This window comes from Ornithinimicrobium ciconiae, assembly GCF_007197575.1.
GTDB classification, from domain to species: domain Bacteria; phylum Actinomycetota; class Actinomycetes; order Actinomycetales; family Dermatophilaceae; genus Ornithinicoccus; species Ornithinicoccus ciconiae.
Window position 1 is genome coordinate 3,426,479 of record NZ_CP041616.1, and the last position, 16,006, is coordinate 3,442,484.

General features: G+C 69.8%; 14 protein-coding genes. 4 read left to right on the forward strand and 10 right to left on the reverse strand.

Annotated elements, in window-relative coordinates; translation table 11 throughout:
* From mnmA to FNH13_RS15920, 6 genes are all read right to left on the reverse strand, one after another.
* A complete protein-coding gene (gene mnmA / locus FNH13_RS15895) occupies positions 1–1,101 on the reverse strand; it encodes a tRNA 2-thiouridine(34) synthase MnmA (RefSeq protein ID WP_143784352.1) in 1,101 nt (366 codons plus the stop codon).
* A complete protein-coding gene (locus tag FNH13_RS15900) occupies positions 1,101–2,303 on the reverse strand; it encodes a cysteine desulfurase family protein (RefSeq protein WP_143784353.1) in 1,203 nt (400 codons plus the stop codon). The genes mnmA and FNH13_RS15900 overlap by 1 nt, the downstream gene beginning before the upstream one ends.
* 190 nt (positions 2,304–2,493) lie before the next feature.
* Complete coding sequence (locus FNH13_RS15905) at positions 2,494–3,453, reverse strand: electron transfer flavoprotein subunit alpha/FixB family protein (protein WP_143784354.1); 960 nt, start codon at positions 3,451–3,453, stop codon at positions 2,494–2,496.
* Positions 3,454–3,480: 27 nt separating this feature from the next.
* On the reverse strand, positions 3,481–4,263 hold the full coding sequence (locus tag FNH13_RS15910; protein WP_143784355.1) for an electron transfer flavoprotein subunit beta/FixA family protein: 783 nt from the start codon (positions 4,261–4,263) through the stop codon (positions 3,481–3,483).
* A 79-nt stretch (positions 4,264–4,342) separates the two neighbouring features.
* Entirely contained in the window at positions 4,343–5,092 is a 750-nt protein-coding gene (locus FNH13_RS15915) for a hypothetical protein (protein ID WP_143784356.1), read from the reverse strand.
* Entirely contained in the window at positions 5,089–5,448 is a 360-nt protein-coding gene (locus FNH13_RS15920; RefSeq protein WP_143784357.1) for a PadR family transcriptional regulator, read from the reverse strand. Before FNH13_RS15920 ends, FNH13_RS15915 begins: the two co-directional genes overlap by 4 nt.
* 166 nt (positions 5,449–5,614) lie before the next feature.
* Between FNH13_RS15920 and FNH13_RS15925 the strand changes: the two genes are divergently transcribed.
* Both FNH13_RS15925 and FNH13_RS15930 read left to right on the forward strand, forming a co-directional pair.
* Entirely contained in the window at positions 5,615–5,974 is a 360-nt protein-coding gene (locus tag FNH13_RS15925) for a VOC family protein (RefSeq protein WP_143784358.1), read from the forward strand.
* Positions 5,975–6,100: 126 nt separating this feature from the next.
* Complete coding sequence (locus FNH13_RS15930) at positions 6,101–7,135, forward strand: LLM class flavin-dependent oxidoreductase (RefSeq protein ID WP_143784359.1); 1,035 nt, start codon at positions 6,101–6,103, stop codon at positions 7,133–7,135.
* Between the two features lie 94 nt (positions 7,136–7,229).
* On the opposite strand, the gene FNH13_RS15935 is transcribed toward FNH13_RS15930, so the two are convergent.
* Complete coding sequence (locus FNH13_RS15935; protein WP_143784360.1) at positions 7,230–8,036, reverse strand: enoyl-CoA hydratase/isomerase family protein; 807 nt, start codon at positions 8,034–8,036, stop codon at positions 7,230–7,232.
* The gene (locus tag FNH13_RS15940) at positions 8,033–8,644 is read right to left on the reverse strand and encodes a hypothetical protein (RefSeq protein ID WP_202878809.1); all 612 of its coding nucleotides are present in this window, start codon (positions 8,642–8,644) and stop codon (positions 8,033–8,035) included. The genes FNH13_RS15935 and FNH13_RS15940 overlap by 4 nt, the downstream gene beginning before the upstream one ends.
* 34 nt (positions 8,645–8,678) lie before the next feature.
* Between FNH13_RS15940 and glgX the strand changes: the two genes are divergently transcribed.
* The gene (glgX, locus tag FNH13_RS15945) at positions 8,679–10,802 is read left to right on the forward strand and encodes a glycogen debranching protein GlgX (RefSeq protein WP_143784361.1); all 2,124 of its coding nucleotides are present in this window, start codon (positions 8,679–8,681) and stop codon (positions 10,800–10,802) included.
* A gap of 178 nt (positions 10,803–10,980) precedes the next feature.
* Positions 10,981–12,264 (forward strand): hypothetical protein, encoded by a 1,284-nt coding sequence (locus FNH13_RS15950; protein ID WP_143784362.1) that lies wholly within the window; start codon positions 10,981–10,983, stop codon positions 12,262–12,264.
* A 24-nt stretch (positions 12,265–12,288) separates the two neighbouring features.
* Here the strand turns inward: FNH13_RS15950 and FNH13_RS15955 are convergent, their stop codons facing one another.
* Both FNH13_RS15955 and glgP read right to left on the reverse strand, forming a co-directional pair.
* Positions 12,289–13,215 (reverse strand): hypothetical protein, encoded by a 927-nt coding sequence (locus FNH13_RS15955; protein WP_143784363.1) that lies wholly within the window; start codon positions 13,213–13,215, stop codon positions 12,289–12,291.
* A 204-nt stretch (positions 13,216–13,419) separates the two neighbouring features.
* Complete coding sequence (gene glgP / locus FNH13_RS15960; RefSeq protein ID WP_143784364.1) at positions 13,420–15,999, reverse strand: alpha-glucan family phosphorylase; 2,580 nt, start codon at positions 15,997–15,999, stop codon at positions 13,420–13,422.
* Positions 16,000–16,006: the final 7 nt, after the last annotated feature.

Below are 16,006 nucleotides of genomic sequence, written 5' to 3' on the forward strand. Positions count from 1 at the left end.
TCACCGTCGCTGGCTCGTGGCGGTCGCGGCGATGGTCGCCGACCCCACCACGCGGGTCCCCTCATAGAGGACCACGGACTGGCCTGGGGCCACGCCGCGGATCCGCCGCTCCAACCGGACCTCCACCGTGTCGCCATCGGCCCAGGCCGTCGCCGGAATCTCCTCGCCGTGCGCGCGCACCTGAGCCCCGACCGACACGATGCCCTCGGGCGCGGGGCCGCACCAGCGGGCGTGGTCGCCGGTGATCTCGTCCACCCCGAGCAGCTCGGCAGTGCCCACGACGACGGTGTTGGTCGCGGGGCGGGTCTCCAGGACATAGCGCGGCGCACCGTCGGCCGCGGGAACGCGCAGCCCCAGGCCCTTGCGCTGCCCGACGGTGTATCCGAAGCTCCCGCCGTGCTCCCCCAGCACGGTGCCCTCGGTGTCAACGATCTCGCCGGGCTGCTCCCCCAGGCGCTGCGCGAGCCAGCCGCGGGTGTCGCCGTCGGCGATGAAGCAGATGTCGTGACTGTCCGGCTTCTTGGCGATCGAGAAGCCGCGCGCGGCCGCCTCGGCCCGGACGTCCGGCTTGGTCGTGTCGCCCAGCGGGAAGAACGCGCGCGCGAGCTGCTCGGCGTCGAGCACCCCGAGCACGTAGGACTGGTCCTTGGCCATGTCGACGGCACGGTGCAACTCGCGTCGGACCTGACCGGCGTCGTCAGGGGCCTCCCGGATCTGCGCGTAGTGGCCGGTGGCGACCGCGTCGAAGCCCAGCGCGAGCGCCTTGTCCAGCAGCGCGGCGAACTTGATCTTCTCGTTGCAGCGCAGGCACGGGTTGGGGGTGCGTCCTGCGGCATACTCCGCGATGAAGTCCTCGACCACATCCTCGCGGAAGCGTGCCGCCATGTCCCAGACATAGAAGGGGATGCCGAGCCGGTCGGCGACCCGTCGCGCGTCCCCGGCGTCCTCGATCGTGCAGCAGCCGCGGGCGCTCTCGCGCAGCGTGGCTGCGGACTGGCTCAGCGCGAGGTGCACCCCGACGACCTCGTGCCCGGCCTCCAGCATCCGGGAGGCGGCGACGGCGGAGTCGACCCCGCCGCTCATGGCAGCGACGACCCGCATCAGGTGGCCCTGGCGGCGCCCCGTGCCCGGCGGCCCCGGTCGATCGCCCCGGGCAGCGCGGCCAGGAAGGCGTCCACGTCGGCGTCGGTGGAGGTGCGTCCCAGAGTCAGCCGCAGCGACCCGCGGGCGTCCTCCTCCTCGATGCCCATGGCGAGCAGCACGTGGCTGGGCTGCGGCACCCCGGCCCGGCACGCCGACCCGGTCGAGCACTGCACGCCAGCGGCGTCGAGCAGATAGAGGAGGGAGTCGCCGTCGCAGCCAGGGACCCGCAGGTGGGCGTTGGCCGGCAGACGTCGGCTGCCGTCGCCCGGCTCCCAGAAGCCACTCACCTGGATCGTCGGGTCCAGGGCGAGGGCTCCCTCGATCAGCCGGTCGCGCAGGCCGATCATCGTCTTGGCGTGCAGCTCCTGGTCGGCCACGGCTCGGCGCACAGCGATCGCCAGGCCGGCGATGCCCGCCGTGTCCAGGGTGCCGCTGCGGATCTGCCGCTCCTGGCCGCCGCCGTGGGTCAGCGGGACCGGGCTCTGGTCACGACCTGCCACCAGCAGGCCGACACCGACGGGCCCACCGATCTTGTGCCCGGTGAGGGCGACCAGGTCGGCGCCGACCTCGCCCAGCGGCAGTGGCACCTGTCCCAGGGCCTGGACCGCGTCGGTGTGGAAGGGCACGCCGTGCTCGCGCGACAGCGCTGCCAACTCGGCGACCGGCTGCACCGCTCCGGTCTCGTTGTTGGCCCACATCACGCTCACCAGGGCTGCCTCGCCGGACCGCTCCCTCAGGACCTGCGCGAGCACGGCCGGGTCGACCCGGCCTTCGACGTCCGGCTCGAGCCAGACGATGTCGGCGCCGTGCTCGGTGACCAGGTGCTCGACGGAGTCCAGGACGGCGTGGTGCTCGATGGCGCTGACGATCAGCAGGTTGCGCCCGGTGTCGTTCTCGTGGTTCTGCAGCCAGGTGCCCTTGACGGCCATGTTGTCGGACTCGGTGCCGCCGGAAGTGAAGATGACCTCCGAGGGCCGCACCCCCAGGTCGCTGGCGATCGACTCCCGGGACTCCTCGACAATCCGCCGCGCGTCGCGTCCCGCTCCGTGCAGCGAGCTCGGGTTGCCGACCCGGTGCATGTGATCGGCGATGGTCTCGATGACCTCCGGCAGGACAGCCGTGGTCGCCGCGTGGTCGAGGTAGGTGGGAGCGTCGGGCACCGACCCATCATCCCACCGGTGCCGTAGCCACCAAATTTGAGAGGGGTTTCGTAGGCCCACCCCGCATTTTGAGAGGGGTTTCGTAGGTGCGGCTCACCGCGGACCCGGCTCCCCGGCATCCACACAGAGACAGACCGGCTCCGATGCTCGGGTGAGCGTCGGAGCCGGTGCTGTATGCCGTGTGGCGGGGTCAGCCCTTGCGGGTCTGGACCTCCTGGGTCGCCTGGGGCAGGACCTTGAACAGGTCGCCGACGACGCCGAAGTCGACCAGTTCGAAGATCGGAGCCTCGGGGTCCTTGTTGATCGCGACGATGGTCTTGGAGGTCTGCATGCCCGCACGGTGCTGGATCGCTCCGGAGATCCCGGCCGCGATATAGAGCTGCGGGGAGACCTGCACACCGGTCTGGCCGACCTGGGATGCGTGGGGGTACCACCCGGCGTCGACCGCGGCGCGGGAGGCACCCACGGCGGCACCGAGGGAGTCCGCGAACGCCTCGACGGGGCTGAAGTCGCCCGCGGTGCCGCGGCCGCCGGAGACCACGATCGCGGCCTCGGTCAGCTGCGGACGCCCGGAGGCGGCCTTCTCCTTGCGGTCCACGATCTTGGCGGCGGTGGCCTGCTCGGACAGGGACACCGTCACGGTCTCCTCGGCCGCCGCGCCCTGGGCCTCCTGAGCCGGGATCGAGTTGGGCTTGACCGTCACGATCGGGGAGCCCTTGGTGACCGAGGTGGTCACGGTGTAGCTGCCGGCGAAGACGGACTGCACGGTGCGCACCCCGCCACCCTCGCCCGGCTGGACGTCCACGGCGTCGGTGACCAGGCCAGACTCGGTCTTGATCGCCAGACGGCCGGCGATCTCCTTGCCCTCCGAGGTCGAGGGAACCAGCACCGCAACCGGGCTGGTCTGAGCCACCAGTTGGGCCAGGACCTCAGCGGTTGGGGCCACTAGGTGGTCGGTGACCGCAGGGTCCTCGACGCGGTAGACCTTCGCCGCGCCGAACTGCGCCAGGGTCTGCTTGGCGTTGTCGAAGCCAGAGCCGACGAAGACGGCGGACGGCTCACCCAGGCGGGCCGCGGCGGTCAGCATCTCAGCGGTGGTCTTGCGGACGTTTCCGTCGACGTGGTCGACCAGAACGAGCACTTCAGCCATGATGGTTCTCCTTCTCTTCCGGTCGGGTCAGACGAACTTGCGGGAGGCGAGGAACTCGGCCAGGGCCTTGCCGCCCTCGCCCTCGTCGGTGACGATCTCGCCCGCGGCGCGCGGCGGACGCGCCTCGACCTGCTCGACCTTCGTCCAGGCGGCGTCGAGTCCGACCTGGCTGGCGTCCACGCCCAGGTCAGCCAGACCCCAGGTCTCCACCTGCTTCTTCTTCGCCGCCATGATCCCCTTGAAGGAGGGGTAGCGCGGCTCGTTGATCTGGTCGGTGACCGAGACCACGGCCGGCAGGGACGCCTCGATCGTCTCGGAGGCGGCGTCGCCGTCGCGGCGGATCCGGGCGGTGCCGCCCTCGACGGTCAGCTCGGAGGCGAAGGTCACCTGCGGCAGACCCAGGCGCTCGGCCAGCATCGCCGGCACCACACTCATCGAACCGTCGGTGGAGGCCAGGCCGGTCAGCACCAGGTCGACCGGGCCGATCTTCTTGATCGCCTCGGCCAGCACAAGCGAGCTGGCGACGGCGTCGGAGCCGGCGATCGCGTCGTCCAGGACGTGGACGCCCTTGTCGGCGCCCATCTGCAGGCTCTTCTTGATCGCGTCCACGGCGTCCTCCGGACCCATGGTCAGGATCGTCACCTCACCCCCGTCCCCGGCTTCGTTGATCGCCAGAGCCGCCTCCACGGCATACTCGTCCAGCTCGGAGAGCAGACCGTCCACGGCCTCGCGGTCAGTGGTGTTGTCGGCCTCGAAACTGCGGTCGGACTGCGCGTCCGGCACGTACTTGACACACACGACGATGTTCACGTGTCGATCCTCATCGTTGGGAGCGGATGGTTCCTGTCACTCATCTTCGCACTGCCCCGGCACACCACACCAAACGGGGTCAGCTCAGGGCTCGGAAAAGCACGTCCATCCCGAGCACGACCACCGTGAGGAAGGGAAAGATGAAGGCGGTCAGCCACTGGACTGCCGTGCGGGTCGGCGCGGGGCGGCGCGGGTCGAGGATCTCGTCGGGCTCGGCGAGGTCGGCCCAGGTCAGCACCACCTGCAGCGCCAGCGCCAGCACACCGGCGACCGCCATGGTGCCCCAACCGACCTCGACCACCGTCTCGCGCAGCAGCACCTGCGGGATCAGCAGCGCAGTCAGCACGGCAAAGGGCAGGACAAAGGTCGTCCACCGGTGGCGCACCAGCCAGGTCATCGCCGGCCCGGGACGCAGGGCGACGATGAGGGTCAGCAGCAGAGCGAGGCCGACCGCCACCAGGTCCCCCTGGGAGACCGCGACCAGACCGCCCTCCACCCAGGCCTCGACTGCTCGCGGCACCACGACCAGCCCCACGAGGCCGAGAAGGAGCCCGATGACGGTGCTGGTCCGGAGCCGGAAGGTGCGCGGGGCTGTCCCCTCCACCAAGGAGCGGGAGTATGCCGCCGGGTCACCGAAGGCCTGCTCGGCGCTCTCCCCCGACTCGGCACAGTGCGTGTCGACGACCGCGAGCGCGTCCCCGATCTCGACTCCGGTGCGGTCGGCGAGACGCTGCTCGAAGACGAAGGTCTCGCGCCAGCTCCGGTCGATGTGCGGGGTGCTGCGCCCGACGTCGTTGCCTGCGGGCAGGTCACTGTTGGTGCTGGTCATGAGTTGGCCCGTCCCTTCGAGACGATCTGGTCGGTCAGTGCGCGGGTGATGGTAGTGAACTCGGCCCAGGCGGCTGCCTGCCGCTGCGCCTCGGCCCGCCCGACCGCGGTGAGCTGATAGAACTTGCGGCCCGGTCCGCCCTCTCCCGGCCGCCACTCGACCTCGACGTGGCCCGCCTCCTCGAGGCGACCGAGCAGCGGATAGAGCGTGCCCCCCTTGATGGTGCCCAACCCCGCGTCGCCAAGACGTGAGGCGATGGCATAGCCATAGGTCGGGCCGTCGCACAGGATCCGCAGCGTGCAGACGCTCAGCACGCCGCGCAGCCACTCGCTGGGCCACTCCTGTTCTGCATTCATGACTAGATGATGTCACTAACTAGTCAGGCACGTCAACTAGCCTGCCCCTCCATTTTGCGAGAGGCTTCGCAGGGCCTCCGCGCCATTTTCGAGAGGTTTCGCAGGGCCTCCGCGCCTTTTGCGAGAGGTTTCGCAGCCTGTCGGTGCCGCCCCCTACCGTCGCTCCATGACAAGCACGCACCATGCGATCGACTACATCGAGATCAACGTCCACGACCTGACTGTGGCGCGCGAGTTCTATTCCCGTGCCTTTGGGTGGCAGTTCACCGCCTACGGTCCCAGCTACGCCGGCATCCAGGCACCAGACGGGCAGGGCGAGGTCGGCGGGCTCAACGCCGAGGGCACACCCGGACCGGGCGGTCCGCTGGTCCTGCTCTACTCGGAGGACCTGGGTTCGACCCTCGCCGCCGTGGAAGCCGCAGGTGGACGGGTCCTCCAACCTCCCTACGCGTTCCCGGGCGGACACCGGTTCCAGTTCGCCGACCCCAGCGGCAACCAACTGGGCGTGTGGTCCCCTAGCTCGTGACCGTGCCGCGCCGCGCCTCGGCCTGCGGCCGCGGCACCTCGGCCTGCGGCAGCTGCACCACGGGCTGCCCTCGACTCTATGGTCGCCAGCATTGCATCCGGACGTGCCACAGCGCACGATGTGCCCATGAGCCTTGAACTGGGACTAGACACCTTCGGTGACATCGCGAACGGGGCCGACGGCGAGCCGCTGCACCCGGCAGAGGTGGTCCGGGAGGTGCTCGCCGAGGGACAGCTGGCCGACCGGCTGGGCCTGGACTTCTTCGGGGTCGGGGAGCACCACCGTCCCGACTACGCCATCTCGGCGCCGGACACCGTGCTGGCCGCCCTAGCCACCACCACCGAGCGGATCCGGCTCGGGACGTCGGTCACCGTGCTCAGCTCCGAGGATCCAGTGCGAGTGTTCGAGCGCATCTCGACGGTGGACGCGCTCTCCCGCGGCCGCGCGGAGATCACCGTCGGCCGTGGGTCCTTCATCGAGTCCTTCCCGCTGTTCGGCTATGCGCTGGAGGACTACGAGGTCCTCTTCTCGGAGAAGCTCGATCTGCTGGCGCACCTGCTGACCGGGGAGCCGGTGCGCTGGGAGGGCACCACGCGTTCGCCGCTGGAGGTGGAGCAGGTGCTGCCCGGCACCGAGAGCCAGCGGCTGACCACCTGGGTGGGCGTCGGGGGCACCCCGCAGTCCGTGGTGCGTGCCGCGTCCTACGGGCTGCCGATCGTGGTGGCGATCATCGGCGGTCCGGCACGTCAGTTCGCGCCGCTCATCGACCTCTATCGCCGGGCACTGACTCAGGCCGAACTCCCCGAGTTGCCGGTCGGCGTGCACTCACCGGGTCACGTCGCCGCCACGGACGAGCAGGCCCAGGAGGAATACCTCGGTCCGTTCGTGGAGTACATGAACCGCCTGGGCCAGGAGCGGGGCTGGGCACCGATGACCGAGGACCGGGCGCGGGACCAGCTCGGACTGCACGGCGCCGCCTATGTCGGATCGCCGGAGACCGTCGCCCGCAAGATCGCTGACACCGCGCGCCTGCTCGGCCTCTCTCGCTTCCAACTCAAATACAGCATGGGTCACCTCCCCCACGCCCAGCGCCTGGAGTGCATCAGGCTGTATGCCGAGCAGGTCGCCCCGCGCGTGCGGGAACTCCTCGCGGCCTCCTGACACACAGGCCTCACGGGCCGGGACGCCGCACGCCCTCCCCACGAGCCCGGTTGGGCGTGAGGAGGGCGCGCTAGGCGGTTGTCCTACTTCTGTCCTACTTCGCGATGAACTTGGCCTTGCCGGGCCCGTCCTGCACGAACGAGGTCATGCCGATCTGCCGGTCCTGCGTGGCGAAGACCCCTGCGAAGAGCATCGCCTCCATCGCCAGGGCGGTGTCCAGGTCGGTCTCCATCCCGCGGTCGATGGCCTCCTTGGCCGCCCGTAGGGCGTAGGCCGGACCACTGGCGTACGTCGCTGCGCGGGCTCGCGCTGCGGCATACACCTGGTCGGGCTCGACCACCTCATCGACGAGACCGATCGCGAGCGCCTCCTCGGCGTCGACCATCCGGCCGCTGAAGACCAGGTCCTTGGCCTTCGCGGTGCCGACCAGGCGCGGCAGGCGCTGTGAGCCACCGGCACCGGGGATGACGCCGAGCAGGATCTCGGGCTGGCCCAGCTTGGCGTCGCTACCGACGATGCGGAAGTCGGCGCACAGGGCCAGCTCGCAGCCGGCACCGAGGGCATAGCCGGTGATCGCGGCGATGGTCGGCTTGGGGATGTGCGCCACCGCCTTGAAGCGCTCCTGGATGACGGCGGCCCGGTCGACCATGTCGGTGTAGGACATGGTCTCCATCTCCTTGATGTCCGCGCCGGCGGCGAAGACCTTCTCCCCGCCGTAGATGATCACGGCGCGCACCTCGGCGTCGGCCGTGACGATGGCGGCGGCCTCACCGAGGGCGTCCTGCACCGCCGTGTCCAGCGGGTTCATCTTCGGACGGTCAATCACGATGGTGGCGATGCCGTCCTCGATCTCGACGCGCACGTGCTCGGTGGAGGTCTCCACCGTGCGGATCTGCGTCATGACTCGCCGCCAGCGCCGGGCTCGCCGTTCCCGCCGGACTCCGGGCGCGGACGGCGCAGCCCCTCAGACAGCCACGGGCCCACCTTGGGCTGCTCGCCGGAGGCGACCGCGTCCTGGTGCTCGCTGACGATGTCACCGGTGCCACCGGCGGCGATGTCGGCCTCGCGCTTGGACTTGGCCGCGATGTTGCGGTGCCAGAGCTGCACGGCCTGCAGGATCATGCTCACCGCGATCTGCAGCTTGGCCTTCGGGTTCTCCTTAGGCGCGATGACCTGCTCCACGCTCAGGACCAGGTTGCCCGCAGCGATCCCGGCCTTGACCAGGTTGACGCCCAGGGTGATGTCATTGCACCCGTTGAGGCGGGTGAGCAGGTCCTCGGGGACGTTCTCAGAGATCTTCCACTGTCCGTAGACACGCAGGATGTCCAACTGTCCACCGGTCAGCGAGCGGGCAAACAGCTGCTGCTCCTGGGCGACAAACTTCACGTCACCGTCGGAATCGAGGTCGGGCTGCAGCTTCAGGTCCTGGAGTGCGTCGAGCACGCGGCCACGGAGCGGGTGCTCGTCGGGCGGCGGGGGAAAGTTCGGCAACGAGGTCGGGTCGGTCATGACTCCAACGTAACTGAGTCCTTAGGCTGCCACCATGCCCGCCCCGAGACGCCGCCCCGATGTCCCCCCGCCCCTTGGCGTCACGGTGCACAACGGGACCGCCGACGTGTCGGTCCTTGCCACCCACGCGGAGGCCGTCACGCTGTGCCTCTTTGACGAGTACGGCCAGGAGCGGCGTATCCCGCTGTCCCGCAACGCCTATGGCATCTGGTGGGATGTCATCGAGGGGGTGCGTCCCGGGCAGCGCTACGGCTTCCGGGTCGAAGGGCCTTGGTCCCCGGAGCAGGGTCACCGCCACAATCCGGCCAAGCTGCTGCTCGACCCGTATGCCGGGGCGATCGAGGGCGCGGTCGCCTGGGGACCCGAGGTCTTCGGTCATGTCGTGGACGAGCACTGGACTAGCGACGGCCAGACCCCGGACGGGCGGGACAGCGCCGACTTCGTCCCGCGCTCCGTGGTGGTGGACCACGCCGCCTTCGACTGGGGCGAGGACCGCTCCCCGACCACCGGCTGGACCGAGGCGGTCATCTATGAGGCCCACGTGCGGGGCCTGACGATGCAGCACCCCGATGTCCCCGAGGAGATCCGGGGCACCTATGCCGCACTGGGCCACCCGGCCGTCCTCGAGCACCTGACCGGCTTGGGCGTGACCACCCTGGAACTGCTGCCGATCCACGCCTTCACGCATGAACCGCACCTGATCCGCAACGGGCTGGTCAACTACTGGGGCTACAACACCCTGGGTTTCTTCGCCCCTCACGCGGACTATGCCGCGGCGGCCGACCCGCAGGGCGTGGTCGACGAGCTCAAGGGCGCGATCAAGGCGCTGCACGGGGCGGGGATCCAGGTCGTGCTCGACGTCGTCTACAACCACACCTGTGAGCAGGGCAACCTGGATGGGGCGACCCTGTCCTGGCGGGGTCTGGACAACGCGACCTACTACCGGCTGGACGAGCGCGGTCACGACATCGACGTCACCGGCTGTGGCAACACCGTCGACCTGCGGGAGCCGCTGGTGGCCAAGATGGTCCTGGACTCGCTGCGCCACTGGGTGACCGAGTTCCACGTGGACGGCTTCCGGTTCGACCTGGCTCCTGCCCTGGCGCGCGGACGGGACGACTCCTACGACCCGGACCACGCCTTCCACGTGGCGCTGCGCACCGACCCGGTGCTCTCCCGCGTCATGCTCATCGCCGAGCCCTGGGACGTGGGCGTGCACGGCTGGCGCACCGGCCAGTTCCCGCCGCCCTTCGCGGAGTGGAACGACCGGTTCCGCGACGCTGTGCGGACCTTCTGGCTGCCGGACACGGCGCGTGCGCTGCGCGGCGAGCAGGGTCACGGCGCCCGCGAGCTGGCGACCCGGATCGCGGGGTCGGAAGACCTCTACCGGGCAGGGGACCGGGGGCCCATTGCCTCGATCAACTTCGTCACCGCTCACGACGGGTTCACGCTCGCTGACACCACGGCATACGAGCACAAGCACAACGAGGCCAATGGTGAGGACAACCGGGACGGCCACGGGGACAACCGCAGTTGGAACCACGGTGTGGAGGGGCCGACCGACGACCCCGAGACCCTGGCTGCGCGGCGGCGCTCGGCCCGCAACCTGATGGCCACCAACCTCCTCGCGGCGGGGGTGCCAATGCTCACGGCGGGCGACGAGCTCGGGCGGACCCAGAGCGGCAACAACAACGCCTACTGCCAGGACAATGAGACGAGTTGGGTGGACTGGGCCAGCGCGGACGAGGACCTGATGGCCACGACCAGGCGGCTGCTGCGCCTGCGGCGCGAGCATCCCGTCCTGCGACCGGCGGAGTTCCAGACTTTCGACGCCGTGCCCGGACGGGTGCGGTTGCGCTGGTTCGACACGGAGGGGCACGTGCTGTCCGAGGGGCAGTGGGCCAACCCCGGGCTGCGCACCCTGGTCGCTGTGCTCGACGACCGGGCAGTCAGCGAGGCCGTCGGGGATGACGCCGACTTCGTGCTCGCGGTGATCAACGGCGCACCTCACGCGGTCACCGTGCGGCTGCCTGAGTCGGACCGCTCACAGCCGTGGCTGCTGCAGTGGGACAGCACCTGGGAGCGCCCCCAGGACGCTGAGCAGGTGGGCGAGCACCTCGAGGTGGGCCCCAGCTCCCTGGTCGTCCTCACCCCCTAATGTGAGAGGGGACCCCCTAATTTGAGAGGGGTTTCGTCGGTCGTTCCCGGGTTTTTGCAGGGGTTTCGTAGGTGTCGGACCACGACGTCCCCGGACCGCGACAGCCCCGTGGCAGCCCCTGATCGCTGCCCTGTGGACAACGAAAACGAGCCTCCCCGCGCCCGTGTCACGATCGGCCATGGGCGAGAACGAACTGTTGCTACGACATGCCGAGAACTGGGCGGCGGCCAAGGAGCGGCCGCTGGACCGGCACCTGTTGGAGGCGGTCCTGGAGGCGTGGGCTCGGCACGAGGCGCAGTCTGTCCAGCGCTGGCCGACCGGCTCCGCCGAGAGCCTGCTGCTGCACCACCTCCCGGCCGAGAGGCCGCTTGAGGACTCCGAGGCGGGGGCGCTGGTTCAGAGTCTGGAGACCTTCTGGCGGTTCCTGCGCAGCACCGGCCGGATGCGTTCCGGCTCGGCCGACCCCAGGGATCTGGTCAAGGAGGCCCGGCGCGTTGCGCCCGCCATGGCGACTGTGCCCCCTGAGTGCGCGCGCACCACGACCGTCGAGGAAGCCCTGACTGAGTGGTCCGCCCACGTCAGAGACGAGGACTGGGACGATGAAGAGTTCGACGACGAGGGGGAGGACTACCTCGACCAGCTGAAGGACGAGTTGAAACACGAAGAGACCTGGGCGCTCCTCCCATGCGTCGAGGACTGGGCTCAGGATCTGTCGCTCGAAAGCTCCGCAGCGGAGGCCAGAAGGGCACCCTTCGTGCTGGAGTGCCTGCGTTTCGCCCAGTGGGTCGGGGAGGGGAGGGGGGTCACCGGAGGTGTCCTGTGTCCCGCCCAGATCCAGGAGGCTTCACGCAGGTTCGGCCTCGTGGACTGGGAGCGTGAGTTCCTGGCACGCTCACCGTTGCGCGAACCTGGTGGTGAGCTCTCGCCCGCCCTGCGACATCTCCAGCCCGATGCGGAACTCGGCAGCCTGGACCACCTGGTCGCCCACCGCGCTCTCCGTTCCCTGTGGTACGCCTGCGAGGCCGGCGGTCTCATCGCAATCCACTCCACAACTGTCTGTGCCACCCCTGCTGCGGACGCGCACTATCTGCGCTCCGACGACGACTGGGTGGATCTGGCACTGACGGCCGCGGTCGCGGCGGTCCAGGAACGTCTCTTCCTCGAGCCCGTCGACCCACTGCTGCGGGTGATCTTCCCGTTCCTGGCTGCAGAGGGGGACCGGGTCGAGCTCCCTGACGTGCAGGGATGGTGGTGGGAGCACGACGCCAGCCCCTGGGCTTCACTAGAACTCACGCCGGCCCAGGCCAGGCTGGCATCCGATCGCCAGGTGGAGCGCCAACTGTGGGCGCTGGAGGACACCGGACTGTGGCGGCGCGACGGTCAGACGCTGCACCGCACAGCGCTGGGCATGGACATGGCCACTCTCAGCGCGGACGACCCGACGCAGTTCTTCGGTGTCTAGAAGGCCTCGCTGACCCGCTCGCCGTCATACTCCCGCACGGTGCGGACAGGACCACGAGTCCAGGCGCTGGTCCCGGGACCGGGCCCGCTCATAACCCTCCCGAAGGAGCGCCTCGGTGTGGTCGCGGTCCTCGTTCCAGATCTCGACCACCGTCATGTTCATCGCCTCAAAGCGCGCCCGTCGCGCTCGGTCCTTCTCCGGAGCCAGGTCGAGGTGATGCCAGAACCCCTGGTACTCGGCTGCGAGTCCGCTCGCGGAGTCGAACAGGTCGGGCCGGCCCACGAAGTCACCGAAACGATCGTGCACCGGCTCGTTGACCAGCGGGGACGGCAGGCCGGCCTCGAGCCAGTCGTAGCGCAGTTCACTCTCCGGGACCGACTCTGCCCGTTCGCTCACGAGCGGCACCAGATCACGGACACCGCCGAGACCGTGCAGACCGCCGAGCGGGTCCAGGAAGGTCGCGAAGGCGGCGGGCTCGATCAACCCGAACCTCGCCGACAGATCGAGCATGGCGAGCCGGCGCGCCCCGGACCTGGTCCAACGTGCCAGATCCAGCGCGGTCCGGGGGCCGCTCGTCACCCGGAGGTCGCCGATGTCGACCTGGTGTTGCCGCGGGATCCGCGACCGCCGGGGCCGTAAGCCCCTCGTGTCGTAGCCCCCGGCGGTGTCGGGGACGCACAGGTCGACCGGTCGCAGCCGGGCTCCGTTGACGGTCCCATCGACAAAGGTCTCCGGGACGCCGTGGACCACGGCTGCGGCCCACCCGGCGAGCACCGATCCCGCGGGGGCTTTCTCCCACGCGGCGTGGATCCTGACGAGTCTGCCGTCCTCCGGCTCCCGGCCCACGACGCGCAGACCTGTCATCCCCTCGACCCGAGGCAGCTGGTCGACCCCGTGTCGCGTCATACCGTCCGCCAGCAACTCCCCCGTGCGCCTGATCTGGAATGTCATGTGCGCCACCTCCTGCGCACAGGGTGGCGGGAGGTATGCCGACACTCCAGACCTGCCGCCAGGCCTGGGGAGAACGTGGGTCGCGCGAGCGCCCTGTGGACGGGACCGGCACAACCACTACGAAAACGCGGGGTGCACCGACGAAACCCCTCTCAAAATGCGGGTTCCACCTACGAAACCACTATCTTTTTGGGGGGAGGGGGGTCAGGCGTTCGCCACCAGCCCGAGCTCGGCGTCGCTGGCCAGCAGCGGGTGGGCCGGCAGCACGCGCACGGTCCAGCCGAGGCTGCCCGTGCGGGTCAGCGCGAGCTCACCGTCGAACCGGTGCTTGCCGCCCTCATAGGACTCCACCGGCTCCAGCACGCTGGTCTCGACCTCGGTCAGCTCGTCGGACTCGGACGCCCGGCCGAAGGCCACCTGCACGGTGACCTCCTCCGGCGAGAGACCACCCAGTGCGAGATAGGCACGCACCCGCACGGTCTCGCCGACCTGGGGAGTGTCGCTGACCCCTTCGGCCTCGACGTGCTCCACACGCACCGACGGCCATGCCTGGCGCAGCCGCGCGACGCGCTCAGCCAGGTCGCGCGCGCCCTCAAAGTTGCGCTGTGCGACGGCCCGGCCGGCACGCGCCGCAGGCAGATAGAGCGACTGCGTGTAGTCCTGCACCATCCGGTCGGCCATCACCTTGGGGCCGAGCGTGCCCAGCGTGTGCGTGAGCATCTCCAGCCAGCGGGTCGGCAGACCGGCCTCGTCGCGGTCGTAGAAGGTCGGGACGACGTTGTTCTCCAGCAGGTCATAGAGCGCCGACGCCTCGAGCTCGTCACGCCGCTCGTCGTCGACACCGTCGGCCGTGGGGATCGCCCAGCCGTTCTCGCCGTCGAACCACTCGTCCCACCAGCCGTCCAGGATCGACAGGTTCAGGGCACCGTTGAGCGCGGCCTTCATGCCGGAGGTGCCACACGCCTCAAACGGGCGCAACGGGTTGTTGAGCCAGACGTCGCAGCCGGGATAGAGCCGCTGCGCCATCGCGATGTCGTAGTTGGGCAGGAAGACGATCCGGTGCCGCAGCTTCGGGTCGTCGGTGAAGCGCACCATCTCCTGGATGAGTCGCTTGCCGGTGTCGTCGGCCGGGTGCGCCTTGCCGGCGATCACCAGCTGCACCGGACGCTCCTCGTCGAGCAGGATCTTGGCCAGCCGCTCCGGGTCGCGCAGCATCAGGGTCAACCGCTTGTATGTCGGAACTCGCCTCGCGAAGCCGATCGTCAGCACGTCGGGGTCCAGGACGTCATCGATCCAGCCCAGTTCCGCCGACGTCGCACCGCGGTCGCGCATCGACTTGCGCAGCCGGGTGCGGGTCTCGGCCACGAGCTGTTCACGCATCTCGCGCTTGGTCGACCAGATCCGGTCGGTCGGGACCTGGTCGACGCTGGAGAAGGCAGTGCCGTCCTGGATGGCGTGCGGGCCCATGAACTCCGTTGCCAGGTCAAAGACCTTGCGGTCCACCCAGGTGCCGGCGTGCACGCCGTTGGTGATCGAGCCGATCGGCACCTCGGACTCGTCGAAGCCCGGCCACAGCCCCTTGAACATGCCGCGGCTGACCGCACCGTGCAGCACGGAGACGCCGTTGGCGCGCTGACCCAGCCGCAGGCCCATCACCGCCATGTTGAACACGCCGGTGTCGCCACCGCGATAGGTCTCGGCGCCCAGCTCCAACAGCTTGGTCAGCGGCACGCCGGGCAGCTCCGCGGCGCCACCGAAGTGCTGACCGATCTGGTTGATGCCGAACCGGTCGATGCCGGCGGGCACCGGGGTGTGGGTGGTGAAGACGGTGGAGGCCCGCACCGCGCGCAGCGCCTCTTCGAAGGTCAGGTCGGCGGCCTGGGTGAGCTCGCTGATCCGCTCCAGCCCCTGGAAGCCGGCGTGGCCCTCGTTCATGTGATAGACGTCCGGCTCCGGAGCGCCGGTCAGTCGGGACCACAGCCGCAGGGCACGGACCCCGCCGATGCCGAGCAGCATCTCCTGCTGCAACCGCTGGTCGCCCCCGCCGCCATAGAGACGGTCGGTCAGGTCGCGCCTGCTGGCGTCGTTGGTCTCCACGTCGGAGTCCAGCAGCAGCAGCGGCACCCGCCCGACCTGGGCACGCCAGACGTGGGCGTCCAGGTGCGCCCCGCCCGGCATCGCCAGGGAGAGCACCGCCGGGCTGCCGTCGGCCTCGCGCAGCAGCGACAGCGGCAGATCGTCGGGGTCCAGCACCGGATAGGACTCCTGCTGCCACCCCTCGGCGTTGAGCCGCTGACGGAAGTAGCCACTCTTGTAGAACAGCCCGATGCCCACGATCGGCACGCCGAGGTCGGAGGCGCTCTTGAGGTGGTCGCCGGCCAGGATGCCCAGGCCGCCGGAGTACTGCGGCAGTGCGGCGGTCAGGCCGAACTCCGGGGAGAAGTAGGCGAAGGCCTGCGAGAAGTCATCGCCGGCGGCGGCCTGCGCCTCGCGCTGATACCAGCGCGGCTCGCTCAGATAGCGCTGCAGTCCCTCACCGGCCTCGCGGGCCCGCTGCACGAAGCCCGCGTCACCCTCCAGCCGGGTCAGGTCGGCCGGCGTGAGCGAGCTCAGCATGGCCATCGGCTGGCGGCGGCACTCCTGCCACTTCACCGGGTCGATGCTCTCGAACAGATCGAGGGTCGGCGGGTGCCACGACCAGCGCAGATTGAGCGCGAGATCGTGCAGGGGGGACAGTGCGTCGGGCAGAACGGTGCGCACGTGGAGTCTGCGGATGGCCTTCACACAGCAC